22 protein-coding genes are annotated in these 24,821 nt (G+C 75.4%); 7 read left to right on the top strand and 15 right to left on the bottom strand.

Annotated features, from left to right (window positions below; genetic code table 11):
- The first annotated feature begins 13 nt into the window (after positions 1–13).
- Positions 14–397 (top strand): universal stress protein, encoded by a 384-nt coding sequence (locus tag ABRQ22_RS19825; protein WP_353707924.1) that lies wholly within the window; start codon positions 14–16, stop codon positions 395–397.
- 63 nt (positions 398–460) lie between these two features.
- On the opposite strand, the gene ABRQ22_RS19820 is transcribed toward ABRQ22_RS19825, so the two are convergent.
- Positions 461–1,339 (bottom strand): SDR family oxidoreductase, encoded by an 879-nt coding sequence (locus ABRQ22_RS19820; protein WP_353707923.1) that lies wholly within the window; start codon positions 1,337–1,339, stop codon positions 461–463.
- Between the two features lie 141 nt (positions 1,340–1,480).
- Between ABRQ22_RS19820 and ABRQ22_RS19815 the strand changes: the two genes are divergently transcribed.
- Positions 1,481–1,891, top strand: a complete 411-nt coding sequence (locus tag ABRQ22_RS19815) for a helix-turn-helix domain-containing protein (protein ID WP_253050976.1) — start codon at positions 1,481–1,483, stop codon at positions 1,889–1,891.
- Between the two features lie 3 nt (positions 1,892–1,894).
- Here ABRQ22_RS19815 and ABRQ22_RS19810 read toward each other — a convergent pair whose 3' ends face one another.
- Both ABRQ22_RS19810 and ABRQ22_RS19805 read right to left on the bottom strand, forming a co-directional pair.
- Positions 1,895–2,971 carry a hypothetical protein gene (locus ABRQ22_RS19810; RefSeq protein ID WP_353707922.1) on the bottom strand — a complete coding sequence of 359 codons (1,077 nt, stop codon included), beginning with the start codon at positions 2,969–2,971 and terminating at the stop codon, positions 1,895–1,897.
- 2 nt (positions 2,972–2,973) lie between these two features.
- Positions 2,974–4,143, bottom strand: a complete 1,170-nt coding sequence (locus tag ABRQ22_RS19805; protein WP_353707921.1) for an SPFH domain-containing protein — start codon at positions 4,141–4,143, stop codon at positions 2,974–2,976.
- 238 nt (positions 4,144–4,381) lie between these two features.
- Between ABRQ22_RS19805 and ABRQ22_RS19800 the strand changes: the two genes are divergently transcribed.
- The gene (locus ABRQ22_RS19800; protein WP_353707920.1) at positions 4,382–5,107 is read left to right on the top strand and encodes a nucleotidyltransferase family protein; all 726 of its coding nucleotides are present in this window, start codon (positions 4,382–4,384) and stop codon (positions 5,105–5,107) included.
- Between the two features lie 51 nt (positions 5,108–5,158).
- Here ABRQ22_RS19800 and ABRQ22_RS19795 read toward each other — a convergent pair whose 3' ends face one another.
- Genes ABRQ22_RS19795 through ABRQ22_RS19785 form a run of 3 tightly spaced genes read right to left on the bottom strand, consistent with a single transcriptional unit; the run spans position 5,159 to position 10,355 of the window.
- Positions 5,159–8,143 (bottom strand): molybdopterin cofactor-binding domain-containing protein, encoded by a 2,985-nt coding sequence (locus ABRQ22_RS19795; RefSeq protein ID WP_353707919.1) that lies wholly within the window; start codon positions 8,141–8,143, stop codon positions 5,159–5,161.
- Positions 8,140–9,015: an FAD binding domain-containing protein gene (locus tag ABRQ22_RS19790; RefSeq protein WP_253050971.1), complete on the bottom strand. Its 876-nt coding sequence runs from the start codon at positions 9,013–9,015 to the stop codon at positions 8,140–8,142. Before ABRQ22_RS19790 ends, ABRQ22_RS19795 begins: the two co-directional genes overlap by 4 nt.
- Positions 9,015–10,355 carry an XdhC family protein gene (locus ABRQ22_RS19785; protein WP_353707918.1) on the bottom strand — a complete coding sequence of 447 codons (1,341 nt, stop codon included), beginning with the start codon at positions 10,353–10,355 and terminating at the stop codon, positions 9,015–9,017. The genes ABRQ22_RS19790 and ABRQ22_RS19785 overlap by 1 nt, the downstream gene beginning before the upstream one ends.
- A 260-nt stretch (positions 10,356–10,615) precedes the next feature.
- Here ABRQ22_RS19785 and moaA point away from each other — a divergent pair, with 260 nt between their 5' ends.
- Positions 10,616–11,722, top strand: a complete 1,107-nt coding sequence (gene moaA / locus ABRQ22_RS19780) for a GTP 3',8-cyclase MoaA (RefSeq protein ID WP_353707917.1) — start codon at positions 10,616–10,618, stop codon at positions 11,720–11,722.
- A gap of 94 nt (positions 11,723–11,816) precedes the next feature.
- Entirely contained in the window at positions 11,817–12,089 is a 273-nt protein-coding gene (locus ABRQ22_RS19775; protein ID WP_253050968.1) for a DUF456 domain-containing protein, read from the top strand.
- 211 nt (positions 12,090–12,300) lie between these two features.
- Here ABRQ22_RS19775 and ABRQ22_RS19770 read toward each other — a convergent pair whose 3' ends face one another.
- From ABRQ22_RS19770 to ABRQ22_RS19755, 4 genes are all read right to left on the bottom strand, one after another.
- On the bottom strand, positions 12,301–12,768 hold the full coding sequence (locus ABRQ22_RS19770; RefSeq protein WP_253050967.1) for a molybdenum cofactor biosynthesis protein MoaE: 468 nt from the start codon (positions 12,766–12,768) through the stop codon (positions 12,301–12,303).
- Positions 12,765–14,114 carry a gephyrin-like molybdotransferase Glp gene (gene glp / locus ABRQ22_RS19765; RefSeq protein ID WP_353707916.1) on the bottom strand — a complete coding sequence of 450 codons (1,350 nt, stop codon included), beginning with the start codon at positions 14,112–14,114 and terminating at the stop codon, positions 12,765–12,767. The genes ABRQ22_RS19770 and glp overlap by 4 nt, the downstream gene beginning before the upstream one ends.
- 84 nt (positions 14,115–14,198) lie before the next feature.
- Complete coding sequence (locus tag ABRQ22_RS19760; RefSeq protein WP_253050965.1) at positions 14,199–15,689, bottom strand: NCS2 family permease; 1,491 nt, start codon at positions 15,687–15,689, stop codon at positions 14,199–14,201.
- 53 nt (positions 15,690–15,742) lie between these two features.
- Complete coding sequence (locus ABRQ22_RS19755; RefSeq protein ID WP_253050964.1) at positions 15,743–16,222, bottom strand: nucleoside deaminase; 480 nt, start codon at positions 16,220–16,222, stop codon at positions 15,743–15,745.
- A gap of 429 nt (positions 16,223–16,651) precedes the next feature.
- Here ABRQ22_RS19755 and nhaA point away from each other — a divergent pair, with 429 nt between their 5' ends.
- On the top strand, positions 16,652–18,067 hold the full coding sequence (nhaA, locus tag ABRQ22_RS19750; protein WP_353707915.1) for a Na+/H+ antiporter NhaA: 1,416 nt from the start codon (positions 16,652–16,654) through the stop codon (positions 18,065–18,067).
- 758 nt (positions 18,068–18,825) lie between these two features.
- Here nhaA and ABRQ22_RS19745 read toward each other — a convergent pair.
- Both ABRQ22_RS19745 and ABRQ22_RS19740 read right to left on the bottom strand, forming a co-directional pair.
- Positions 18,826–19,374: a DsbA family protein gene (locus ABRQ22_RS19745; RefSeq protein WP_253050962.1), complete on the bottom strand. Its 549-nt coding sequence runs from the start codon at positions 19,372–19,374 to the stop codon at positions 18,826–18,828.
- 148 nt (positions 19,375–19,522) lie between these two features.
- Entirely contained in the window at positions 19,523–20,653 is a 1,131-nt protein-coding gene (locus tag ABRQ22_RS19740; protein ID WP_353707914.1) for a DUF2235 domain-containing protein, read from the bottom strand.
- A gap of 147 nt (positions 20,654–20,800) precedes the next feature.
- Here ABRQ22_RS19740 and ABRQ22_RS19735 point away from each other — a divergent pair, with 147 nt between their 5' ends.
- On the top strand, positions 20,801–21,919 hold the full coding sequence (locus tag ABRQ22_RS19735) for a M15 family metallopeptidase (protein WP_353707913.1): 1,119 nt from the start codon (positions 20,801–20,803) through the stop codon (positions 21,917–21,919).
- Between the two features lie 42 nt (positions 21,920–21,961).
- Here ABRQ22_RS19735 and ABRQ22_RS19730 read toward each other — a convergent pair whose 3' ends face one another.
- From ABRQ22_RS19730 to ABRQ22_RS19720, 3 genes are all read right to left on the bottom strand, one after another.
- Positions 21,962–22,222, bottom strand: a complete 261-nt coding sequence (locus ABRQ22_RS19730; protein WP_353707912.1) for an acylphosphatase — start codon at positions 22,220–22,222, stop codon at positions 21,962–21,964.
- On the bottom strand, positions 22,219–22,695 hold the full coding sequence (locus ABRQ22_RS19725; RefSeq protein ID WP_253050958.1) for a dsRBD fold-containing protein: 477 nt from the start codon (positions 22,693–22,695) through the stop codon (positions 22,219–22,221). The genes ABRQ22_RS19730 and ABRQ22_RS19725 overlap by 4 nt, the downstream gene beginning before the upstream one ends.
- 75 nt (positions 22,696–22,770) lie before the next feature.
- Positions 22,771–24,774: a DUF255 domain-containing protein gene (locus ABRQ22_RS19720; protein ID WP_353707911.1), complete on the bottom strand. Its 2,004-nt coding sequence runs from the start codon at positions 24,772–24,774 to the stop codon at positions 22,771–22,773.
- Positions 24,775–24,821 lie beyond the last annotated feature (47 nt).

The following is a 24,821-nucleotide window of genomic DNA, read 5'->3' as shown; positions in this document are numbered from 1 at the left end:
GGAAGGGCCCGCGATGACCGTCCTCGTGGCGTACAACGACTCCCCGCAGGGCGAGACCGCGTTCCGGGCGGCCGTCGCCGAGGCGGTCCACCGCTCGACCGCCCTCGCGGTCCTCGTCCTCACCCCGCAGGACGCCGACGCGGGGGTCCCCGCGACCCTCGCGCACCTGCTCGACACGCTTCCCGCCGAGGTCGCCCGCCCCGAGATCTCCTACCGCTCGGAGCACCTCGACCCCGCCGAGGCGATCATCGACGCGGCCGAGCGCACCGGCCCCGACCTCGTCGTCGTGGGCGCGCGCAAGCGGTCGCCGGTCGGCAAGTCCCTCCTCGGCAGCACCACGCAGCGCGTGCTCCTCGACTCGCCCGTCCCGGTGCTCGTCGTCAAGGCGTCGCACTGACGCCCTCCTGACGGGTGCCGCGACGTGGCCTCCCGGCACCCCGGACGGCCACGTCGCGACCTCTCAGTCCTGCTCGACGGCGGCGCGCAGCCCGTCGACCAGCGGGGTCGTCGAGCGGCCCAGCAGGCGCGCGAGCTCCCCCGACGTCTCGGCGAGCAGCCCGTCGCGGATGTTGCCGTCCAGCGCGACGACGAACCCGGCGGTGCCCTCGTCCAGTCCAGCCCCCAGCAGGAACGCCCGGTGCTCGTCGGGGCTCACGCGCCGGTAGGTGACGGGGCGCCCAAGCACCTCGGCGGCTGCGGCGGCGAGGTCGTCGAACGTCCACGCGACGTCGCCGCTCAGCTCGTAGACGGCCCCCGCGTGCGCGGAGGCGTCCGCCTGCGCGGCGAGGGCGACGACTGCCGCGGCCTCGGCGTAGTCCGCACGGGTCGCGCTCGCGACGCGACCGTCGCCGACGCTCGACACGATCTCGCCGGACTCGCGGGCGCCCACGACGTCGCCGACGTAGTTCTCCGTGTACCAGTTGTTCCGCAGGATCGTGGTCGCCAGGCCCGAGGCGGCCAGGATCTCCTCCGTGGCCTTGTGCTCGGGCGCGAGGACGAGCGCCGAGGTCGTCGCGTGCGGGGCGCTGGTGTAGATCACGCGGGAGACGCCGGCCGCGACGGCCGCCTCGACGACGTTGCGGTGCTGCGGCACCCGCTGCCCCACCTCGGAACCCGACACCAGCACGAGCACGTCGACGCCCGCGAGCGCCGCGGCGAGCGTCTCCGGGCGCGCGTAGTCGGCCTCGCGTACCTGGACACCACGGTCGGCGAGGTCGGCGACCTTGGTGGTGGTCCGCGCGGCGGCGACCACCTGGGACGGGTCCGCGCCGTGGGCGAGGAGGGACTCGACGACGAGGCGGCCGAGGTGGCCGCTGGCTCCGGTGACGGCGATGGACATGCGAGGGCTCCTTCGGTGCGTGGGCACGACCGGTCGGCCGCGCCCTCCCAGGATGCACTTACTTTTCGTAAGTGCCAACCCCTAGAGCGCGCGCTCTATCTCACAGTGCCGTTCTCGGGGTGGCCGCCGTATCCTGGGTCGATGACGACCGACGCCCGCCCCGCGGAGGACACCGGACCCACCGACGCGATGGTGGCCGACGTCTTCCAGCGGGGCTGCACGTCGCGACACGTCCTCGAGACCGTCACCGGACGCTGGGGCGTGCTCACGGTCGCCGGCCTGCGCGACGGCGCGGTGCGCTTCAACGCGCTGCGGCGCCGCATCGACGGCGTCAGCGAGAAGATGCTCGCCCAGACCCTCCAGTCCCTCGAGCGCGACGGCATCGTCGTGCGCGAGGTGCGCGCGACCATCCCGCCGCACGTCGAGTACTCCCTCACCGACCTCGGGCGCCGCGTCGCCGACAGCCTCACGGGACTGCTCGACGTCCTCGAGGGCTCGGTCGCGGAGGTGACGGCGTCCCAGCACGCGTACGACGCGCGCCGGGACGCCTGACGCTCACGACTGCGAGCGCACGTACCAGAACACGAGCGCGCCGACGACCAGCAGGCCCACCAGCACGGCGAGGACGATCTTGCCCACGCTGTAGGGGCGCCGCCCGATCACCTGGCCGGTGTTCGCGTTGACCATGACCTGCCACTGCTTGCCCGCGTAGACGTACGTCGCGATCCACAGCGGCAGCAGCACGAGCTTGAACATCACGTCCGCGTAGGCGGTGCGGATCGAGCCGACGCGCTGCTCGTCGCCCCCGATGTCGCGCTCGACGTCGCCCTTGATCACCGGCGCCATCTTCTGCTTCGCGCGGTCGAGGCCGACCGGGGGCTCGACGTCGTAGCGCGCCGCCGAGAACCCCGCGAGGTACTCGGCGCGGAACGGCACCGCGTGCGACAGCGGCCACGGGCCGAGCTTCGACAGGTCGCGCTCGGCGACCTGCGACGACGCGGGGACGAGCACGTCGTCGAAGTCGCGCGCGACGTGCCCGGAGACGGGCGTCCAGCTGACCCTCCGCTCCTGGCGCTCCTCGTCCCCGTTCTTGACGGTCACGTAGTAGGCGTCCCCGCGCTGCCCCGAGTACGCCGACGACGTGCGGGCGTCGAACGTCCAGTGCGGCACGTAGGAGCCGTGCAGGGACTCCGTGTCGCCGACCTTCTTCAGCTCGCCCGGCGCGAACCAGCGCGAGCGCACCCAGCGCCGGAACGCGTCGCGCGCCTGCGCCTGCTCGACCCCGAACGGCACGACGGCCTCGGGTTGCACCAGCCCGTCCGTCTCTGACGTCGCGACGAGGTGCCCGCCGCAGAACCGGCACGCGACGGACAGGTCGGTCCCCTGCGTGGTCGCGCCGCAGCCGTCGCACGTGAGGACCCGCGCGTCGAGGATCCCGGCGCGCACCCCGCCCTGCGCCGCGGCCCACGCGTCGAACGAGTGCTCGTCGACGGCGTCGCCCGGCGCGTGCACGATCGCGACGGTCCCGCCGCACGCGACGCAGCGCAGGTGCTGCGTGCCCGGCGCGTACGCGAGCTGCGACCCGCACGCGTCGCAGCGCGTGCGGACGAGCTCGTCCTGGGTGTCGCTCACCGTCAGCCCGCCTGCGGGCCGGTCGGGCCGCCGGTCGGGGCGCCTGTCGGAGGCAAGGGCGGCGGGGTCGCCGCGAACAACGGCGCGAGCGCGGGCACCTCGCCCGCGGCGGTCCACGCGGCCATGCCCTCCTGCCACACGAGCGACGCGCACGTCACCTCGCCGGACCGGACGCGGCCGGCGAGGTCCGCCGTCGTGCCGGGCCCGGCCTGCGTGCCGCCGACCGCCCAGTACCAGGGCGACTCCGCGCCAGGCAGGGGCGGCGGCCCCGCGGGCGCCGCCGGGGCCGGGGTCGGCTGGGCCGCCGTCGTCCCGAGCGACTGCGCGAGCTGCTGCCCCATGGCCGCCCCGAGGCCCATCCCGGCGCCGAGCCCCAGCCCGTCGCCCGCACCCCCGGGGTTGGCGGCGGCCGTCTCGATCGCGTTCGCCGCCTGGAACTTGGTGTACTGGTCGAGGTTCCCGACCACGGCCATCTGCGTCCGCTTGTCGAGCGCCGCCTCGACCTCGGGCGGGAAGGAGACGTTCTCGAGGACGAAGCGCGGCACGGCGATGCCGTACTCGGACAGGTCCTCCGAGAGCTGGCCCGCGAGCCGCGTGGCGATCTCGCGCTGGTTCGCGGCGAGGTCGATCGCGGCGACGCCCGCCTCTGCGAGCGCCGGGCCGAGCTGGCCGACCACGAGGCGGCGGAAGTAGTCGCCGATCTCGTCGGTGCGGAACTGCGGGTCGGTCCCCACGAGCTGACGCAGCAGCGCCGACGGGTCCACGACCTGGAGCGCGTACGTCCCGAACGCCCGGATGCGGACCGCGCCGAGCTCGGGGTCACGCAGGATCACCGGGTTCTGCGTGCCCCACGTGAGGTCGGTGAACTGGCGCGTCGCGACGAAGTAGACCTCCGCCTTGAACGGAGAGTTGAACCCGTACTTCCAGCCCAGGATCGTCGACAGGATCGGCAGGTTCTTGGTCTCGAGCGTGTACGTGCCCGGCCCGAACACGTCGGCGAGCCGGCCCTCGCTCACGAAGACGGCGCTCTGCCCCTCGCGCACGACGAGCTGCGCCTGGTTCTTGATCTCGTTGCCCTGGCGCGGGAAGCGCCAGACGATCGTGTCCCGGCTCTCGTCGAGGAACTCGATGATGTCGATCAGCTGGCCGCGCAGCTTCTCCATGAAGCTCATCCGGACTCCTTCGCTCGTCGTGCGGAACGACCGCGGGCGCCCGCACGCTGCGGGAGCGTCGCCCGCCCTGGCGCGCCGAGCATAGCGGCATCCTGCCCCGCCGATGAAACCCCCAAGGGTTGGTAAAACCGACTGGTGGCCGCAGGTTCGCGCACAGCCGCCGAACCCGGGGTCGCTCCTCACCGGCGCGGCCGTCCGGGGAGAGACCCCGGGTTCGGCGGCGACCTATCCTGGCCGGGTGCCGACCCCGCCGACGACCGCGCCCGCGACGCCCACCGTCGCCGTCCTGCTCGCGGCCGGGGCCGGGACGCGGCTCGGGCGCGGGCCCAAGGCGCTGCTCCCCGACCGCGGCGGCACGCTCGTCGAGCACGCGACCGCCGTCCTCCTCGCGGGCGGGTGCGACGCCGTCGTCGTGGTCCTCGGCGCCGAGGCCGCGCGCGTGCGAGCCGGCTCGTCGCTCGACGGGCCCGGGGTGCACGTCGTCGACAACCCCGGCTGGGCCACCGGGATGGCGTCGTCCCTGCGCGTCGGCGTCGCCGCCGCCCTCGACCTCGCCCCCGCCCGGGTCGTCGTCGCGCACGTGGACCAGCCCGGCGTCAGGCCCGACGACGTCGACCGCCTGCTCGCCGCGCACCGCCCCGGGCGCGTGACCGCGTCGCGGTGGCGCGCCGACCCCGAGGGCGCAGCAGGGGCGCACGGCGCGGTGGGGTCGGAGGTCGCTGCGGACGACGCTGCGGGGGCGGAGCGCGCGGCGGAGGCGGACCGTCCTCGGTGGGCGCACCCGCTCGTCCTCGACGCCGCGCTCGCGCGGCCCGCCGCCGCGAGCGCCCGCGGCGACCGCGGCGCGCGCGACTTCCTGCGCGCCCACGCCGACCTGGTCGACGTCGTCGACCACCCCGGCGACGGCCGCGACCTCGACACCGCGGCCGACCTCGACCTCCTGGACGACCCCACGCCCCGCTGAGCGCGGGAGACGGTCGCGCCGACCGGCGTCGGACGCGACTGTTCTCCGCGCTCAGGGGGTGGTGGCGGCCTTGATGCCCAGGTAGACGCGATCGCGGGCGAGCGGGAGCTCCGTGAAGCGCACGCCCGTCGCGGCACGGATCGCGTTGGCGAGCGCGGGGGCCACCGGGTTGAACGGGCTCTCGCTCATCGACTTCGCGCCCATCGGCCCGACCGTGTCCGACGTCCGCGCGAAGTAGACCTCGCTGCGCGGGGTGTCCGCGAAGGTGGGCAGGTGGTACTGGCGGAAGATGTCGGTCGTCACGCGACCGGTGTCGTCGACGATCACGTTCTCGTAGAGCGCGGCGCCGAGGGCCTGCGCGATGCCGCCCTCGACCTGGCCGCGGCACTGGCGCGGGTTGACGACCTCGCCGGCGTCGGCGGCCTGGACGGACTGGAGGATGCGGATCTCGCCCGTCCCGCGGTGCACCGCGACGCGGAAGCCGTGGACGTTGAACGCGACGGAGCGCGGCGTGCCGCCCCAGCGGCCCTCGGCGACGAGGTCGATCCCGGCGTCGGCCGCGGCCCGCGCGACGTCTTCGAGGGGCAGGAGCGTCCCGGCGCAGTCGACGCCCCCGGGAACGAGTCGGCAGTCCCCCGGCGCCGCGCCCGCCATCCCGGCCGCGACCTTGAGCACGGCCTCCGCGAGGTCCTGCGCGGCGGCGAGCGACGCCTTGCCCGCGACGACGGTCCCGGTCGACCCGAACGCGCCGGTGTCGTGCTCGAGCAGGTCGGTGTCCGACTGCCGCACGACGACGTCGGCAGCGTCCTGCCCGAGCGCGCTTGCGACGAGCTGGGCGTGGACGGTCGTCGTGCCGTTGCCGAACTCGGCCGTCCCGACCTCGGCCTCCACCACGCCGTCGGCGCGCAGCCGCACGCGCGCGTGGGAGTAGTGCCCGCGCGGCGGCACGGTGTCGATCATCGACAGCGCGGCGCCCTCGCCCACGCCCCACTCGGGGCCGAGGTCCGGCAGCGCGTCCGGCCCCGACCCCGCACCCGCCCCGTACGCGGCGACGTCGCGGGCCCGCCCGCGCGCGAGAGCGTCCGCGGCGAGGTCGAGGCACTGGTCGAGCCCGTAGCTGCCGTAGAGCACGTCCTCCTCGGGCGTCGGGTGCGTGGAGAGCATGGGGTCGCCGTCGCGCACGACGTTGCGGCGCCGCAGCTCGAGCGGGTCCATGCCGAGCTGCCGCGCGAGCTCGTCGACGGCGGACTCGACCGCGAAGATCATCTGCGACAGCCCGTACCCGCGGAACGCTCCCGCGGGCACCGTGTTCGTGTAGACGCAGTGGGCGTCGACCTTCTTGTTCTCGCACCGGTACACCGCGAGCGACTCGCCGCACCCGTGGAACATGACGCCCGGGCCGTGGTTCCCGTACGCGCCCGTGTTGCTGAGCACGTCGAGGTGCAGCGCCGTGAGCGTCCCGTCACGTCGCGCGCCCGCGCGCACCCGGATGCGGAACGGGTGGCGCGTCGTCGTGCCCACGAACTGCTCGGTGCGGGTCAGCTCGAGCTGGACGGGCCGCCCGAGCCGCAGCGTCGCGAGCGCCGCGACGTCCTCGGTGAGCACCTCCTGCTTGCCGCCGAACCCGCCGCCCACGCGCTCGCAGTGCACGCGCACGCGCTCCGGGTCGAGGTCGAGCACGCGCGCGAGGTGGCGCCGCGCGAGGAACGGGACCTGGGTGGACGACCGCACGACGAGCCGGCCGTCGTCGTCGAGCGACGCGATGGCGCAGTGCGTCTCGAGCGCCGCGTGCTGCACGCGATGGGTGCGGTAGGTGGCCTCGTGCACGACGTCGGCCTCCGCGAGGCCGCGCTCGACGTCGCCGAGCTCGGAGTGCACCTCGGCGACGACGTTCGCCTCGGGCCGTGAGACGCGCGCGGCGGCGGCGTCGAGCTCGGGGTGGACGAGCGGCGCGCCGGGCGTCATCGCGTCCTCGGGATCGACGACGGCGGGCAGCACCTCGTACTCGACGCGCACCCGCCGCACGCCCTCCTCGGCCGCCGCGACCGTGTCCGCGACGACGGCCGCGACGCGCTGCCCGACGTGCCGCACGACGTCGTCGAGGACCCGCGTGTCGTCGGGGTCGTCGGTGAACAGCTCGTGCTGCGCCGTCGAGAACCGCGTCGCGGGCGCGTCCTCGTGCGTGAGCACGGCGTGCACGCCCGGCACCGCGAGCGCCGCCGACGCGTCGATCGCGACCACGCGCGCGTGCGCGTGCGGCGACCGCACGAGCTTGAGGTGGAGCAGGCCCGGGTAGTCGGCCGGGTCCACGTCGAGCGTGTACCGCACCGTCCCGGTGACGACCCCGCGCCCGGCCGGCGCGGGCACGTCCCGCCCGAACGCCGAGGGAGAGACCTGGTCACGCGAGGGAGAACCCTGGTCCGCCGAGGTAGAGGCATGGTCCACCGAGGTAGAGACGTGGTCACCGCCCGACGGCGTGCGCTCCCCCGTGCCCCGGGCGGTCCCGGTCGTGTCGCCGCGGCCGAGGACGGCGTCCTCGATCGCGCGGTAGCCGGTGCAGCGGCACAGGTTCCCCTTGAGGTTGCGCGGCAGGTTCGCGCGCTGCGCGTCGTCGAACGTCGCGGCGGTCATGATCATCCCCGCCGTGCAGAACCCGCACTGGAACCCCTGCGCGTCGAGGAACTGCTGCTGCACCGGGTGCAGCGCCTCCTGCGGGCCGTGGGGGTCGTGGTCGCACGCGCCCGCCGCCTCGTCCCCTGCGGCACCGCCCGGGCACGACGTCGCCGCGAGCCCCTGGATCGTCGTCACCTCGTGGCCGGCTGCGCGCCGCGCGGGGTAGACGCACGAGTGCACGGGGACGCCGTCGACGTGGACCGTGCACGCGCCGCAGTCGCCGCCGTCGCAGCCCTTCTTGACGCCGAGCGCCCCCTGCTCGCGCAGGTACGTGCGCAGGCACTGGCCCGCGCGCGGCTCGGTCGACGCCGTACGGCCGTCGATCGAGACGGGCGGGGTCGGGCGGGGGTCGATCGCGGTCATCGGGGGTCTCCGTCCGTGCCGCCGCCGAGCTCGGAGAGGAGCTCGGAGCGGATCTCCTCGCCGAGGCGGTAGGTCATGTCCCGCCGCCACGCGGGCAGGCCGTGGATGTCGTCGTGGTAGAGGTCGGTCGGGATCGCGGCGTCGAGCGCCGCGGCGAGCCCGGCCGCCGTGGGCAGGGTGTCCGCGGCGAACCGGAGCTGCACGGGCCGCCGCGTCGAGGCGGTGACGGTGAGGACGAGCCCGCCCCCGGCGTCGGGCGGGTCGACCCGCCCGATCAGCAGGACGCCCGAGCGCCCGAGGTTCGAGAGGGACAGGCGCCGGAACGCGGTGCGCGACCGCAGCGCGTGGTCGGGCACACGGATCGCGCGCAGGAGCTCGCCCGGCGCGAGCGTGTTGGTCAGCTCTCCCGTGACGAGCTCGGCGACCGGCTGCTCCCGGCGGGTGCCGCCCGGACCCCAGACCTCGGCGACGCCGTCGAGCGCGGCCGTGAGGGAGATCATCGGCCCGGCCGGGAGGGACGTGCAGACGTTGCCGCCGACCGTCGAGGTGTTCCAGATCTTGAAGGACGCGACGAAGCTGTCGCAGCACGGGCGCACCAGGTCGAGCGCGGTCCAGCGCTCGCGCACGGGCGCGGCCTGCGGGCTCTCCTCGAACGCCCACAGCTCGGCGACCGTGCACGTCGCGGCGATCTCGAGACCGTCGTCGGTGACCACGAGCGCGGGCCAGCCGGCGCTCGTCACGTCGAGCAGACGCCGCAGCGTCTGGCTGCCGTAGGAGAACAGGACGGTGCCGCCCGCGAGCCAGGCGTCGCCCTCGCGCCACTCACCGGGGTCGACGGTCGGGACGAGGTCGGTGACGGTGCTCAGGTCCATCAGGAGGCCTCCTCGGGGATCGGCGCGGCCACGGCCGCGGGGTGGGGGTCGGACGACGCGACGGGAGGGTCGGCGTGGATCGGTCCGTCGGTGCCGCTCAGCGGGACGACGGCGGCCCGGCCGTGCCGGGTCGCGACGAGCTCCGCGGTGATCGAGACGGCGACCTCCTCGGGGGTCACCGCCCCGAGGTCGAGGCCGATGGGCGAGCGGAGCCGCGCGAGCGCCGCCTCGGTCACGCCCTCCGCGCGCAGCGCGGCGACGCGCTGCGCGTGCGAGCGGCGCGAGCCCATCGCCCCGACGTACGCGACCGGCAGGTCGAGCGCGAGGCGCAGCAGCGGCACGTCGAACTTGGCGTCGTGCGTGAGGACCGCGACGGCCGTCCGCGCGTCGACGCGACCGGCGGCGGCCTCGGCGGCGAGGTACCGGTCCGGCCACTCGACGACGACCTCCGCCTCCGGGAAGCGCCGGGGGTCCGCGAACACCTCGCGCGCGTCGACGAGGGTCACGCGGTAGCCGAGGAGCCGTACGTGCCTCACGAGCGCGCCGGCGAAGTCGTTGGCCCCGCACACGAGGAAGCGCGGCGCGGGAAGGCGGGTCTCGACGAGCAGCGTGACGGGCTCGGTCTCGTCGCACGCGGCCCCGCCGCCTGGCGTCGCTTGGCCGTTCACCGGGTCGGGCGCCGAGACCCGCGGCGCTCCGTGCGCCGCGTGGACCGTCGCCGTGCCGCCCGCGCGCAGCACGGCGACCACCTGTGCCGCCGCGGCGTCGAGCGCGGCCGGGCCCACCAGGTCCCGCAGCGCCTGGGCGACGCTCCGCTCGTCCGCGGCGCCGGGGTCGTCGACGAGGACCGCGGTGCGCTGCGCGCCGTCGATCCGGCGCACGAGCGCCGCGCCCCCGCGCCCGGCGGCCTCGGCGTCGTCGTCGGACGAACCCGTCCCAGGACGCGGCAGGGCGTCCGCGCCCGCGCGCGCTCCGCCGTCGGACGGGGCCGCCAGCGCGGCGAGCACGCGGGCGGCGTCGTCCCCCGGGAAGACGGGCTGGACGTGGACGTCGAGCGTGCCGCCGCAGCTCAGCCCGACGGCGAACGCGTCGTCGTCGCTGTAGCCGAACGTCTCGCGGTGGCTCGCGCCCGAGGTGATCGCGTCGAGCGCGGCGGCGTGCACCGCGCCCTCGACGCACCCGCCGGACAGGCTGCCGAGGACCGCGCCGTCGGCGCGCACGGCCATCGCGGTGCCGACCGGTCGCGGCACGGAGCCGGACGCCGCGACCACCGTCGCGACGGCGAACGGGGGCTGCCCCGGGCCGAGCCACGGGGCGAGCTGGTCGACGATCTGGAGCATCGTGGGCCTCGCTTCCGCCAGGGTGCCGGCGAACCAGCGTCCTTCCAGTGAACCCTTGCGGTGAGTCCCCTGCGTGTCCGAGGTCGCGTCGGCCGTGACGCGCCGGAAACACAGGGCTTGAATCCGCCCTTGGACTGCTCTCCCACGGGAGGAGAGGTGTTCCGCTGAATGGAAGTTCACTTCCACTCGACGGACTCCACGCTAGCACGCGGTGTCGCCCGGGTCACGGGTCGCGCACCGGGAACGTCTACGATCGGGCCATGACCGCGGTCTCGCTCGGGATGCCCAGGCTGCGGTCGGGCGCGCCCACGGACGCCTCGACCGACCTCGCCCCGGGCCGCCCCGCGACCGAGGCGCTCGTCGACCGCTACGGCCGCGTCGCACGCGACCTGCGGATCTCGATCACCGAGAAGTGCTCGCTGCGCTGCACCTACTGCATGCCCGCCGAGGGCCTCCCCGCGATCCCGCGCGACGACCTCCTCACGCCTGCCGAGATCGGACGGGTCGTGCGCGTGGCCGTCGGCCGGCTCGGGATCACCGACGTCCGGTTCACGGGCGGGGAGCCGCTCATGCGCCGCGACCTCGCGGACATCCTGCGCGCCGCGCGCGCGGCCGCGCCCGACGTGTCGCTCTCGCTGACGACCAACGCGATCGGGCTCGACAAGCGCGTCCACGAGCTCGTCGCCGCCGGCCTCGACCGCGTGAACATCTCCCTCGACTCCGTGGACCGCGAGGACTTCGCGCGGCTCACGCGCCGTGACCGGCTGCCCGACGTGCTCGCCGGCATCCGGGCCGCGCTCGCCGCCGGGCTCGCCCCCGTCAAGCTCAACGCGGTGCTCATGCCCGAGACGCTCGCGGGCGCCGCCGACCTGCTTGCCTGGGCGGTCGACCACGGGTGCCACCTGCGCTTCATCGAGCAGATGCCGCTCGACGCCGACGGGCACTGGACGCGCGACGACCTCGTCTCCGCGACGGACCTGCTCGCGGTGCTCGGCGCGCGCTTCGACCTGCTCGAGGTCGGCCGCGACGACCCGTCCGCACCCGCCGAGGAGTGGCTCGTCGACGGCGGACCCCAGACCGTCGGGATCATCGCGTCCGTCACGCGCTCGTTCTGCGGCGCGTGCGACCGCACCCGGCTCACCGCCGAGGGCACGGTCCGGTCGTGCCTGTTCGGCGACGACGAGACCGACCTGCGCGCGATCCTGCGCTCCACGGACCTCGCCGAGGACGAGCGCGACGACGCGCTCGCCCATGCGTGGCAGGGCGCGATGTGGCGCAAGCCCCTCGCCCACGGCAGCGACGCCCCGACGCTCGCCGCCGACGCGTTCGCGCCGACGTCGCGCAGCATGGGCGCGATCGGCGGCTGAGCGTCGCGACGGTGGCGCAGATCATAGGGTGAAGCCGGTCACCGCGACGCGTCTGCCCAGGTCACGCGGGACGGGCCTTCCTACCATGGATGCCGTGACGACGATCTCCCCTGCACCCCTCAACCGCCCCGCGAACTCACCCTCCGACGCGCCCACGGCGACGCCGGACAACACCACCTCCGCGCTGCCGATCTACCGCACCGACGAGCGCTCCGGGAGCTGGAAGGCCGGGACCAAGAGCGTCCTCGGCGCGGCGATCGGCGCCGTCGTGGGGACCGTCGTGCTGAGCTGGTTCGGCCTCGTCCTCGGCACCGCCGTCGGTCTGGGCATCGGCATGCTGCTCGACAACCGCCCCACCACGCGCTGACCCGACCCGACCCACCCACGGTCCGCGCGACGAGCGCGAGACCGGGAGCGTCCCGCCCGACATCGTCGTCGCACGGCGGATCCGCAGCCCGACGCACGAGAGGCGAGAAGTGGTCCTTCCCCGGCCCGAGCCGGGGGCCACTTCTCGCCTCTCGTCGTTCGCCGGCCCGTTCGGCGGCTCGTTCGCCGGCGCGGTCGCAGGGGTCGGTCCGCTACAGCCCGACCCACTCCGAGACGCCGTCGTCGAAGTGCTGCCGCTTCCAGATCGGCACCTCCGCCTTGATGCGCTCGACGAGCAGCGAGCACGCCTCGAACGCCTCACGGCGGTGACCCGCGGCCGCCGACGCGACGAGCGCCACGTCGCCGATCCCCAGGGTCCCGTACCGGTGGACGGCGGCGACGCGCAGCCCGGTCTCGGCCGCCACACCGGCCACGCACCGTCGGATCACCGCGGTCGCGTCGGGGTGCGCCTCGTAGTCGAGCCGGGTCACGCCGCGGCCGCCGTCGACGTCGCGGACCACGCCGCGGAACGTCACGACGGCGCCGCACTCGGGGCCCGCGACCGCGTCCTCGACGGCGCGCGACACCGCGTCGTCGAGCACGTCCGTCGTCACGCGGCTCACGTCCTCGGACGCCCCGCCCTGGGCCGCCCCCGGGGACTCGCCCTGCGTCTCGCTCACAGCTCTCGTACCTCCACCTCGGTCCCGGCGGCCCACTCTGTCACGTCGGCGGGCACGTCCACGAGCACGTCCGCCCGCGCCATCGACGCGACGAGGTGCGACCCCGCTCCCCCGACGACCCGGACCGTGCCGTCGGGGCCGGTCGCGCCGCGCAGGAGCTGTCGCTTCCCCGCGGGCGAGGTCAGCGGCTCGGCGAGGACCGCCGTGCGCACGCGCTCGGCCCCGGGCAGACCCGCCGCCCGCTCGAGCGGCTCGCGCAGGAATATCGCGAACGACACCTGGGCGCTCACCGGGTTGCCGGGGAACGTGAGCACGGGCGTCCCGTGCACGGTGCCGAACCCCTGCGGCCCGCCGGGCTGCATCGCGACCGACCGGAACGTGACGCCCGGCGACGTCGCCCGGCCGACCTCCCGACCGGCGTCCTGACCGGCGACGGCACCGGGGCCCCCGAGCACGTCCTTGACCACCTCGTACGCGCCCTGCGACACGCCGCCCGACGTGACGACGAGGTCTGCGACCGCGGTCGCCTCGGCGAGCACGGCGGCGAACCGCGCGGCGTCGTCGCCGCAGCGTGCCGTGCGCACGACCTCCCCGCCCGCGCGCCGCACGGCGGCGCCCAGCGCGTCGGCGTTGGCGTCGAAGACCTGGCCCGGCCCCGGCGTCTCGCCCGGCCCGACGAGCTCCGACCCCGTCGACAGGACGGCGACGCGCGGCCGGGCGACCACCCGCACGACCCCCACCCCGCACGCCGCCGCGGCGGCGAGGTGGTGCGGCGCGAGGACGGTGCCGTCCGCGAGGAGCACGTCGCCGGGCCGGACGTCGGAGCCCGCCTCCCGCACGAAGTCTCCCGCCGACCGTGGCACCCGTACCTCGACCGCGTGGCTCGCGCCGGGGACGGTCGGGTCGGCCCCCGTGGGACCGCCGACGTCGGGTCGCGACGTGCCCGCGAAGGTCCCCGCGACGGTGTCCTCGACGGGGACGACGGCGTCCGCGCCGTCGGGCACGGGCGCACCCGTCATGATGCGGGCCGCGGTGCCCGGCGCGAGGCGCGCAGGGACGCCCGGGGCCGCGGGGATCTCGGCCGCGACGCGGAGCCGGACGGGCGTGTCCGCGCTCGCCCCGACGACGTCCGCGGCCCGCACGGCGTAGCCGTCCATCTGGGAGTTGCGGAACAGCGGGACGGCGACGGGCGCGACGAGGTCGCCCGCGAGGACCCGGCCGAGCGCGTCGGCGAGGACGACGGTCTCGGTGCGCGTGCGCCGTCGGGCCGCCTCGACGAGGGGGGCGAGGAGCGCCGCGACGTCCGCGCGGTGCTCGTCGACGCTCACGCGCGCAGTCCCGGCCATGCCTGCCCTCCCACGTTCCCGTGCACGCCGACGGGCCACCCGGAGGAGCGGGCGACCCGTCGGCCGTGCGGTCGATGTCGAGGCTCAGCCTCCCACGACCGCGGTCAGGGGACCGCGCACGAAGTACACGACGAACCCGGCCGCGACCACCCACAGCAGGGGGTGGACGTCGCGCGCCTTGCCGCACGCGAACCGCAGCAGGACCCACGTGACGAACCCGATCCCGATGCCGTTGGCGATCGAGTACGTGAGCGGCATGGTCACGATCGTGAGGAAGACCGGGAGCGTGACCGTGAAGTCGGTCAGGTCGATCTCCTTGATCTGGCCCATCATCATCGCGCCGACGACCACGAGCACCGCGCTCGCGACCTCGATCGGGACCACGGCCGTGAGCGGCGTGAGGAACATCGCGACGAGGAACAGCCCGCCGGTGACGACGGACGCGAGGCCCGTCCGCGCACCCTCGCCCACGCCCGCGGCCGAGTCGACGAACACCGTGTTCGACGACGACGACGTCGCGCCGCCGACGACCGCGCCCACGCCCTCGACGACGAGCGCCGACTTGATGCGCGGGAAGTTGCCGTCCGCGTCGGCGAGGCCGCCCTGCTTGGCGAGCCCCGTCATCGTGCCCATCGCGTCGAAGAAGTTCGTGAAGAACAGCGTGAACACGAGCATCGTCGCCGCGAGCGCCCCGATCCGGTCGAACGCGCCGAACGAGAACTGCCCCAGCAGGCTGAGGTCCGGCACGGAGACGAGCGAGCTCGGCAGCGTCGGCACCGTGAGGTGCCAGCCGCCGGGGTTGTCGTCGGACGCCGGGCCGAGGTGCAGCACGGACTCGGCGACGATCGCGACGACGGTCGTCGCGACGAGACCGATGAGCAGACCGCCCTTGACCTTGCGCGCCACGAGGATGCCCATGGTGAGCAGGCCGACGACGAACACGAGCGTCGGGACCGACGTGATCGAGCCGCCGTCGCCGAGCTGGACCGGCGGCCCGCCCGGGGTGCGCGTGACGAACCCCGCGTCGACGAACCCGATGAACGCGATGAACAGGCCGATGCCGACGGTGATCGCCGCCTTGAGCTGGCGCGGGACGGCGTTGAAGATCGCCGACCGCGCGCCCGTCACGGCGAGCAGCACGATGAGCAGGCCGTTGACGAGCACGAGCCCCATCGCCTCGGGCCACGTCACGTCGCCGATGACGGCGACCGCGAGGAACGAGTTGATGCCCAGCCCGGCCGCGAGCGCGAACGGGAGGTTCGCGACGAGGCCGAAGAGGATGGTCAGACCGCCGGCGGCGAGGCCGGTCATCGCACCGACCTGCGCCGTCTGGAGCCACCCGCCCGCGACGTCGACGGGTGCGTTCTCGGCGCTCGTCCCGCCGAGGATGAGGGGGTTGAGAATGACGATGTACGCCATCGCGAAGAAGGTCACCAGGCCGCCGCGGAGCTCGCGCCCCGTGGTCGAGCCGCGCTCGGTGATCCTGAAGAAGCGGTCCAGCCGGCCGGTGGCCGGGCCGGTGCCGCGTGCGTCGTCGTTCTCGGCGGTCTCCCGCCGCGTGCCGAGGAGGGTCACGTCCTTGTGTCCTTTCGGTGCGAGATCGCGGTGCTGATCGGCCGCGCGGCCGCTCAGTACTCGATCCGGGACTCGAGGACGCGCCACGCGTCGAACGGCGCGGTGGCGGTGGCCGTGCGCTCGTGCACGACCCGCATGCTCCGGTCGGCCGGGTCCGCGGCAAAGAAGTCGTAGAACTCGGCGTCGTCGAACCCGGCGCTCGCGGCGTCGTGGCGGTCGGCGGCGAAGTACACGGTCTGCACGCGCGCCCAGAGGGCGGACGCGAGGCACATGGGGCAGGGCTCGCAGCTCGAGTAGAGCGTCGCGCCGGTGAGGTCGAACGTGCCGAGTGCGGCGCACGCGCGCCGGATCGCGGTGACCTCGGCGTGCGCGGTGGGGTCGTTGTCCTGCGTGACCCGGTTGTTGCCCTCGAACACCTGCCCGTCGGCGGTGACGATCACGGCGCCGAAGGGTCCTCCGGCGTTCGCGACGCTGTCGACCGCGAGGGCGACGGCTCGGTCCAGGTGTGCTGCGTCCACGACAAGAGTGTCCATGGTGACTCTCCACGGTTCGGGCAGCGACGCCGGGTGCTCCGCCTCCGGCTGTCCGGCTCGTCGATGAGCCGGGAGGAGGCGGCCGGCGGGCCGCTGCAGGCGAGTTGTCACTTCCGCCTGGTAGGTAGCTGCCGGTGTCGGATCGATCGCGTCGACCACCGAGCGTGTCGCTCGGCCCGGGCCCGCCGTTGGCACGCACGACGCTAGCAGCGCGTGACCGAGGACACAAGAGATTCGGAAGAACTTTTCCACACTGTGGACAGGGCGGTGGAGAACTCCGCCACACCCGGCCCGTTGCGGAAGGAACTCCCGCCCGGAAGAGTTGTCCCAGCGCAGGGCCGGCCCAGGGTTGGCCCGAAGGCCCGAAGATCCCCGCTCGCACGTCCGACGCCCGGGGGCGTCGCCCGTCCCCGACCACCCGGAGGCCCCGTGACCGAGCCCGCTCCGCCGTCCTCGTTCCCGATCGTCCGCGTCCCCGCCCGGCCGGGCCCGCCGCTGCGCTTCCAGCTGCGCCCCGTCGCGCCCTCCCTGCGGTCGTTCCTCGCGACAGAGGCGGGCGGCGCGGTGCTGCTGCTCGTCGCGACCGTCGTCGCGCTCGTGTGGGCCAACTCCGCCTGGTCGGGCGCCTACGACGACCTGTGGTCGGCGACCGCGGGCTGGCACGTCGGGCCCTGGTCGTTCGAGATGGACCTGCACCACTGGGTCAACGACGCCGCGATGGCCGTGTTCTTCCTCGTCATCGGGCTCGAGATCAACCGCGAGGTGACGAGCGGGGAGCTGCGCAACCGGCGGACCGTCGCAGTGCCCGCGCTCGGTGCGCTCGGCGGCCTCGCCGTGCCGGCGCTCATCTACGTCGCCTTCAACGCCGGGTCGCCCGCGCAGCACGGATGGGGCATCGTCATGTCGACCGACACGGCGTTCCTCGTGGGCATCCTCGCCCTGTTCGGACCGCGCTGCCCCGACCAGCTCCGGCTGTTCCTCCTCACGCTCGCCGTCGTGGACGACATCGGCGCCATCACCGTCATGGCGCTCTTCTACACCGACGACCTCTGGCTCTCCGGGCTCCTCGTCGCCGCCGTGCTCGTCGTCGTGATCGTCGTGCTGCGGTGGCTCGGCGTGTGGCGTCTGGCGCCGTACGTCCTCGTCGGGATCGCGCTGTGGGGCGCGGTCTACGCGTCCGGCGTCCACGCGACGCTCGCCGGCGTCCTCGTGGGGCTGCTCGTCCCGTCGCGCTCGTCGCGTCCCGTCGACATCGCGGTCGTGCCCAAGTACGCCAAGCGTCTCGCCCAGGAGACGACGGCGGAGCGCGAGCACCTCACCGAGCTCGCCGCGCGCGCGGCGGTGCCCACGAGCGAACGCCTCCAGCGCGTCCTGCACCCGTGGAGCGCGTACGTCGTCGTGCCCGTGTTCGGCCTCGCCAACGCGGGCGTGCGGCTCGACGCCGAGTCGCTGCGGACCGCGGCGACGTCGCCCGTGACGATCGGCGTCGCCGTCGCGCTCGTCGTGGGCAACGCCGTCGGCATCTTCGGCGCCGCGACGCTCGCCCTGCGCCTCGGGCTCGGCGACCTCCCGGGCAGGGTGCGCTACTCGCACCTGCTCGGCGGCGCGATCCTCGCCGGCATCGGCTTCACCATCTCGCTCTTCATCGCCGAGCTCGCGTTCGACGACGAGGCGCTCATCGAGCAGGCCAAGATCGGCATCCTCGCCGGCTCGCTCGTCGCCGCCGTGCTCGGCTCCCTCGCCCTCCGGTTCGTCGGCGAGCGCTGGCCCCTGTGCTCCCCCGGCGCCGACGGCCCCCCGCCCGAGCTCCCACCCCTCCCCTGGCGCCCACCGGCGACCACCTGAGCACCCCACCCCGCGAGGGAGAACCCTGGTCGGGCGAGGGGAACCCTGGTCTGGTCGCAGGCCCGCGGGGTCGGGTCCGCGGCGCGGGTGGCCTCGGTGCTCGGGGCTGCGGCGCCGTCACCCCGGCCTGTCGGCCGTGGGTTCGAGGAGCGCCGCTCTGACGCCCCTTCGCATCCGAGCCCACCCCCACCGCTCGGCGATCGTCTCGCCCGGGACGTCGGTCGCCGCTCGCGACCATCGGGTTGCCCGCCGGAGCAGAGTGCCCGTGGCGGCTCGGCGCGAGGCCGACCAGGCCGTCCTGGTGGGTCGAGCAGGCGACGCGGGTTCGTCCCGCGCGCCGGACGCGCCCGAACCACCGGCTCGACGTGACGGTGCCGCGGCCGGCGACGCGTTCCGGGCCCGGCGGTGCGGCGACCCGGCCGGTCGCGCGGCCCGGCTGCTGCGCGGCGCGAGCCGAGCCCCACCCCGCGGGCGGTCGCCCATGGTGAGGGCCGACCAGGGTGAGACGGAGTAGGGCGGGGTGGGTGGTGGTGCCGCGTCGTGGTCGGGCCTGGCGGGAGCCGCGAGGAACGAGCGGCGGATGGTAGACGCGGCACCACCACCCACCCCGCCCACCCAAGGTGACCAGACCGCCGCCGGGCACGAAACCAGGCCTCTACCTGAGCTGACCACGCCCCTACCTAGGCTGACCACGCCCTACCTGGGCTGACCACGCACCTACCTCGGCTACCAGGGCTCTACCTCGCGCAACCATGGCTCTACCTCGGCGGGGCGGTGGCCTCGATCGCGGTGCGGAGGCCGTCGGCGGTGACGCGGCCGCGGTAGCGGACGCCGTTGACGAACAGGGTCGGGGTGCCCTGGACCCCCAGGGTGAGGGCGTCGGCGTAGTCGCGCTGCACGGGCGCGGCGTACTGCTGGGCGGCGTCCCCCACGACCGAGGCGCCGTCGAGGCCGAGCTCCTCGGCCCGGTCGGCGAGGCCGGCCTCGCCGAGCTGGTCCTGGTGCTCGAACAGCGCGGCCTGCATCTCCCAGAACCGGCCCTGCGCCGCAGCGGCCTCGACCGCGAGCGCCGCGGAGAGCGCGTGCGGGTGGATCTCGAAGAGCGGGAAGTGCCGGAACACGAGGCGCACCTCGCCGCCCGACGACTCGACGACCTGCCGCAGCACGGGCGCGGCGGCGGCGCAGTACGGGCACTCCAGGTCGCCGAACTCGACGATCGTCACGGGCGCGTCCGGGTCGCCGAGCACGTGCGCGTCGGCGGGGACGAGCTGCTCGGCCGGGACGGGTGCTGCGGTCTGCTCGCTCACGCCGCCCAGCATGGCACGGGGCGGGCGCGTCGCACCCGGCGAGCGGACGGCGTCGTCCCCGCACCCCGGGCAGCCGCGGCGGTGCGTCCACGTCCGGGCCGTCGCCGATCAGCGATCGCCCGTCGACCGTGCGTGTCCGGTCGTTCCGTCACGCGAGGACGAGCGGCCGGTCCTCCCGGGCGCCGCCGGGGACCGGCTCGACCAGGCGGTCCAGGCCCGGCCCGGCGCTCTCGCGCCACCACGTGACGTTCCGGGCGTGGCGGGCGTACTCGGAGTCGGGGTCCGCCGTGAGGTACGCCGCGGTCTGGGCGAGGTACACGGCGTCGACGGTGTCCGGCGGGGTCGGGACACCGGCGAGCACGCGTCGGTCGCCGCGGAAGCGCGGGCGCGGGTGCAGGCGCTTGAGGAGGTTGAGCGCACCGAAGAGCAGGCCGGGGCGGAACCGGCACACGAACTCGTCCTCGTGGTGGAGCTGGGCGAACAGCCGGTGCTCGTCGAACGTGAGCCCGCGCGCGATCGCCTCGCCGACCATCCACAGGAGCGCGGTGTCGGAGAGCGCGCGGGCGCGGGCCCCGCCGCCGACGTCGCTGTGCCCGCCGGGGAACCACACCTGCTTGACCCGGGCGGCCATGGAGACGGGGACGTCCCAGAGGCACGGCTCGAACGTGATGCGGCGGTCGTCGATCGCGAGGGCCTGCCGGGCGCACTCGACGTCGGTCGACAGGCGCAGGTCGTGGAACCGGCTGCGCCGGCGCGACAGCCCGGGGACCCCGAGCGCGCCGACGGTGTCGAACACCCCGAGGAACGCGACGGGGACGTGGTCGTGGCAGTGCTGGGCGCGGAAGGCCGCGGCCTGCTCCGCCCGCTGGGCGGCGTCGCGCACGCGGTAGATCCGTTCGGCGTCGCACAGGTGGTCGCGCGCGAGGGAGTCCTGGGTGAGCAGCCCGACGGTCGCGACCATGCCGACGACGCTGCGGGCGGTGTACGCGCCGCGGCTGAACCCGAACACGTAGATCTCGTCGCCGGGCTCGTAGTTGAGCGCGAGATGGCGGTAGCCGGCGACGACGTTGCGCGTCAGCCCATACCCGAAGGCCCCGCCGAGCAGGCGGTCGACGAGGTAGCCCTGCGCCCCGACCCCCTCGACGGAGAACACCATCTGCTGGACGCCGTCCGGTCCGATGCCGGTGCGGACCGAGCGCGCGATCTTCTCGATGTTCGACACGCTCGCGTTCACCGGCGAGTTCCACGTGCCGTCGCAGCACAGCACCAGCCGCTTCATGGCCCCTCCCCACCTCGCCCCGGCACCGTCGCCGGGGACACCATCTGGGGAGGGTCCGGCGGGGATCGTGATACTTCGGTGAGCGTGTCCCCGCACACCCGGCGAACGGTCCGGGGGCACCCGCGGGGTGGCGTAGGTTCTGGCGGTGTGACCGTCACGAGCACCCCACCCTCCACCGGCCCCTCGGGCTACCCGACCGGGCGGGAGCGGCGGCATGCCCGGGGGACGGGTCGGCGCCGCGGCGTGTGGGTCGCGGTCGTCGTGACGCTGGCGCTCCTCCTCGGTGCCGCCGGCGGCGGGCTGGTCTGGTACCGGGGGTCGACCTACGACGACCTGGCCGCGCAGGCCACCACGGCGCAGACCCTGCTCACGACGTCCGACGGGAAGGTCGCCGACCCCGCGGTCCGGGACGCCCTCGCGGTCGAGGTCGACGACACGCGCGCCCTGCTCGGGGCGTCGTTCGTCGACCGGATGACGACCGGCACGACGGGCGCGACCGCGTCCCTGGAGCAGGCGTCGCAGGCCGTGCACGCCTCGATGCTGGAGCACGCGCGGGCCCAGGTCGAGGCGGCCCGCACGAGCCTCGCGCCCGTCCAGGAGCAGGGCGAGAAGATCTACGCCGCCACGGAGGGCCTGGGCGCCGACGAGGCGGTGCGCGCCCGGCTCCGGGAGGCGCTCGACGCGGCCGCGGCGACGGCGGAGACCGCCGGGGCGGGTGCGGCCGCCGACGACCTCGCCGCCCTGGAGCAGGCCGTGCTCGACCTGGAGGCCGACCTGGCGTCCGTCGCCACGTCGACCGAGGAGATGTCGACCGCGCAGGACGCCGTCTCCTGCCCCGCGCCGGACCAGGTGTGGGACCCCGACGGCGGACGCGTGCCGGACTCCGCCCTGGCCGCGATCCCGTGGTCGCCGTCGGACCGCGTGCGGGCCGACGTGCTCGACGGCCTCGTCGCGCTCGACGCGGCGTACCTCGAGCGGTTCGGCGTGCACCTGACGATCAACTCCTCCTACCGCACGTACGAGGAGCAGGCGGGCCTCTACGACCCGTCGTCGCCGATCGCCGCGCCGCCCGGCTGCTCCAACCACGGTCTGGGGTTCGCCGTCGACCTGGGCGGCGGCGTCCAGGCGTTCGGCACACCTCAGTACGAGTGGCTCAAGCAGAACGCCGAGGCCTTCGGCTGGACGCACCCCGACTTCGCCGAGCCGGACGGCCGCGTGCCCGAGCCGTGGCACTGGGAGTCGGTCCTGGCCCGCGCGGACTCCTGAGCGGTCGCCCGACCCGCGCCCGCGTCGGTCCGCGCGACGGCGTCACCCCTCGCGCGCGTCGACGTCGACCCGGGTGACGTGCCCCGGCGTCGTACCGTCGCGCAGCCACGCCACGAGCCGGTCGACGGCGTCCCGCGGCCCGGTGGCGACGACCTCCACCGTGCCGTCGGGACGGTTCGTCGCCGCCCCGTCGAGGCCCAGCACGGTGAGCCGCTCGCGCGTCGCCCAGCGGAACCCGACGCCCTGCACGCGCCCGTGCACGACGGCTCGCAGGGCGACCGGCGCGTCGGGTGCCGCCGTCACAGGTGCACGTGCGCCGGGACGCCCGTCGACGACTCGATGTCGGACTCGGCGTCGTCCAGCAGCCGGTCCGCGAGCCGCCGCAGCGCGCGCCCGACGGCGATCTCGTCACCGATGAGCGGGACGTCCAGGTCGTGCGGGTCCCGCCGCGCGCGCCCGACCGTCCGCACGTGACCGGGCACCTCCGCGACCAGCACGGCCTCCGCCGTCGTGCGACCTTCCGACTCGACGACGCTCACCTGCACGCGCCACACCTTGGTCGAGCCGGCCCCGCTCCCGGCCTCCGCGCCGGGCACGTGCTCGACGTAGCTGTCCGACCCCGGGTAGACGAGCGTGCGCTCCCCCGTGTCGGTCCACTCGACGAGGTACGGGGGCGACCCGTCCTCGTGCCGCAGCTCGACCACCACCCCGTCGCGCACCGCTCCGCCGACGACCCCCGAGGCGGTCACGATCCTGTCCCCGACCGATGCCCTCATGGCTCCTCCTCGTGCCGCACCGCTCTTCCATCATGCGACCGCGGTGGGACCCCTGCACCCCCGGGGAGCCGGACGTCAGCCGCCGAGCTGGGCCCGCAGCGCGTCGGGGTCCGACGCCGGGAGCCGGCACACGAAGTCGGCGCACAGGTACGCGCCCGGTCCGCGGCCGGCGAGGAGCCCGACGCCGTCGACCGCGAGCGCCGCGGCGTCGCCGGGCGTCGCGCCGAGGAGCAGCGCGCCCGGGTGGTACCAGTCCCGCGCGACCTGCCGGAACGCCTCGCGGAGCTCCGGGTCCGCGACGAGCACGAGCTGGTGGGGCGGCTCGGCGAGCCCGACGGCGACGCGCAGCACCCCGGCCGCGCCGAGCGGGTGCTCGCTCGCCGTCGGCGACGCGGCGACGTGCGCGCGGGCGGCGTCCCGGTAGCGGGGCTCGCCCGTCGCGAGGTGGGCGAGCAGCGCGGCCCGCGCGGCGGCCGTCGTGCCGGACGGCACCGCGCCCTCCGACGCGTCCGCGGCGGCGCCCGCCGCGAGCCCGAGGCCGGTGAGCACGGGGTCGGTGCCCTGCGGGGCCCGCAGCTCGCCGTCCGCGCCGAGGGTCGCGTCGACGAGGCGCACGCCCTCGCGCACGTACCGGGCCTCTCCCGTCAGGCCGCCGAGGACGAGGAGCGCGGTCGCGAGCGCGCCGTGGTCCTCGAGCGTCGCGACGGCGCCCGACGCGACGCCCTTCTCCGAGGCCCGCACGAGCGTCCCGTCGGACCGCACGTGCGTCGCGAGGAGCCGGTCGGCGGCGGCGCGCGCCGCGTCGGTGAGGTCGGGCAGGTCGAGGTGGTGGCCGGCGCGCGCGAGCGCCTCGATCGCGAGACCGTTCCAGCCGGTGAGCACCTTGGTGTCGAGCCGGGGCGGCTCGTGACGCGCCCGCTCGGCGGGCGGGAGCAGGTAGTAGCCACCCTCGACGCGCTCGCCGTCGACGACGGACTCGGAGTCCTGCGCGCTCGCGAACGCGCCGTCGGCGAGGCGCAGCACGCGCAGCAGGAAGCGCCCGACGTCGGCCGCGACCCGCGCGGCGCCCTCGCCCGGGTCCGGCGTCCCGGGAGCGGGCGCGGGCGTGCGGAGCGGGCCGTCCACCGGCCCGGTGCGCCGGAGCACGGCGAGCGTCGTCGCGGCCGAGAGGAGCTGGGCGTTGTCGTAGAGCATCCGCTCGTAGTGCGGCTCCGACCAGTCGGGCCGGGTCGCGTACCGGAAGAACCCGCCGTCGACGTCGCGCAGCGGGCTCGACGCCATGGCATCGAGCGTGCGGCCGGCGAGGACGAGGGCGCGCCGCGCGACCTCGGGGTCCACGACGGACGACGCCGCCAGGTCGAGCAGGAGCTCGAGCGTCGGCGCGACGGGGAACTTCGGCGCGCCGCCGAACCCGCCGTGCACGCGGTCCTCCGCGGCCTCGAGCCGGTCGACGACCGTCCGCGCATGGTCGGCGAGCCGGCCGACCGGTCCAGCGTCGGCCCCGGAGGGTGCGCCGGGCTCCCCCGGAGCGGCGACCGTCGTCGCCGCGGCGCGCGGCACCCCCGTCCGCCGCCCCGCGGCCGCGTCCCGGAGCGCGGCGCGGATCGTCTCCCCCGTCTCGACGGCCTGGTCGCGCCGCAGCTCCCACGCCTGCGCGACGGCGTCGAGCACGTCCCGGAACGCGGGCCGCCCCGCCACGGGGACCGGCGGCCAGTAGGTGCCCGCGTAGAACGGGGCGCCGTCCGGCGTCGTGAACACGGTGAGCGGCCAGCCGAGGTCCGACGTGAACGCGCTCGCGGCGGCGAGGAGGCTCGCGTCGACGTCGGGGTGCTCCTCCCGGTCGACCTTCACCGCCACGAAGCCGCGCGCGAGCTGCGCGCCGACCGCGGGGTCGGAGAAGCTCTCGCGCGCCATGACGTGGCACCAGTGGCACGTCGCGTACCCGACCGACACCATGACCGGCACGTCGCGGCGCCGCGCCTCCCCGAACGCCTCGGCGCCCCACGGGTACCAGTCGACGGGGTTGTCGGCGTGCTGACGCAGGTACGGGCTCACGGCGTCGGCGAGGCGGTTGACCATGCGTCCCAGCCTGCCAGGTGGCGGCGCCGCGGCGAGCGGAGTCCAGA

This window comes from Cellulosimicrobium sp. ES-005, from assembly GCF_040448685.1.
GTDB lineage: Bacteria > Actinomycetota > Actinomycetes > Actinomycetales > Cellulomonadaceae > Cellulosimicrobium > Cellulosimicrobium cellulans_G.
Note: the sequence above shows the minus strand (reverse complement) of the source record. Positions and strands in the feature narration are given on the sequence as shown.

Excerpts from the sequence above, each read along its gene's own strand:
- ABRQ22_RS19825 (WP_353707924.1), top strand. The coding sequence starts at position 14 with ATGACCGTCCTCGTGGCGTACAACGACTCCCCGCAGGGCGAGACCGCG.
- ABRQ22_RS19820 (WP_353707923.1), bottom strand. The coding sequence starts at position 1,339 with ATGTCCATCGCCGTCACCGGAGCCAGCGGCCACCTCGGCCGCCTCGTC.
- ABRQ22_RS19815 (WP_253050976.1), top strand. The coding sequence starts at position 1,481 with ATGACGACCGACGCCCGCCCCGCGGAGGACACCGGACCCACCGACGCG.
- ABRQ22_RS19805 (WP_353707921.1), bottom strand. The coding sequence starts at position 4,143 with ATGAGCTTCATGGAGAAGCTGCGCGGCCAGCTGATCGACATCATCGAG.
- ABRQ22_RS19795 (WP_353707919.1), bottom strand. The coding sequence starts at position 8,143 with ATGACCGCGATCGACCCCCGCCCGACCCCGCCCGTCTCGATCGACGGC.
- ABRQ22_RS19790 (WP_253050971.1), bottom strand. The coding sequence starts at position 9,015 with ATGGACCTGAGCACCGTCACCGACCTCGTCCCGACCGTCGACCCCGGT.
- ABRQ22_RS19785 (WP_353707918.1), bottom strand. The coding sequence starts at position 10,355 with ATGCTCCAGATCGTCGACCAGCTCGCCCCGTGGCTCGGCCCGGGGCAG.
- moaA (WP_353707917.1), top strand. The coding sequence starts at position 10,616 with ATGACCGCGGTCTCGCTCGGGATGCCCAGGCTGCGGTCGGGCGCGCCC.
- glp (WP_353707916.1), bottom strand. The coding sequence starts at position 14,114 with ATGGCCGGGACTGCGCGCGTGAGCGTCGACGAGCACCGCGCGGACGTC.
- ABRQ22_RS19755 (WP_253050964.1), bottom strand. The coding sequence starts at position 16,222 with ATGGACACTCTTGTCGTGGACGCAGCACACCTGGACCGAGCCGTCGCC.
- ABRQ22_RS19740 (WP_353707914.1), bottom strand. The coding sequence starts at position 20,653 with ATGAAGCGGCTGGTGCTGTGCTGCGACGGCACGTGGAACTCGCCGGTG.
- ABRQ22_RS19725 (WP_253050958.1), bottom strand. The coding sequence starts at position 22,695 with ATGAGGGCATCGGTCGGGGACAGGATCGTGACCGCCTCGGGGGTCGTC.
- ABRQ22_RS19720 (WP_353707911.1), bottom strand. The coding sequence starts at position 24,774 with ATGGTCAACCGCCTCGCCGACGCCGTGAGCCCGTACCTGCGTCAGCAC.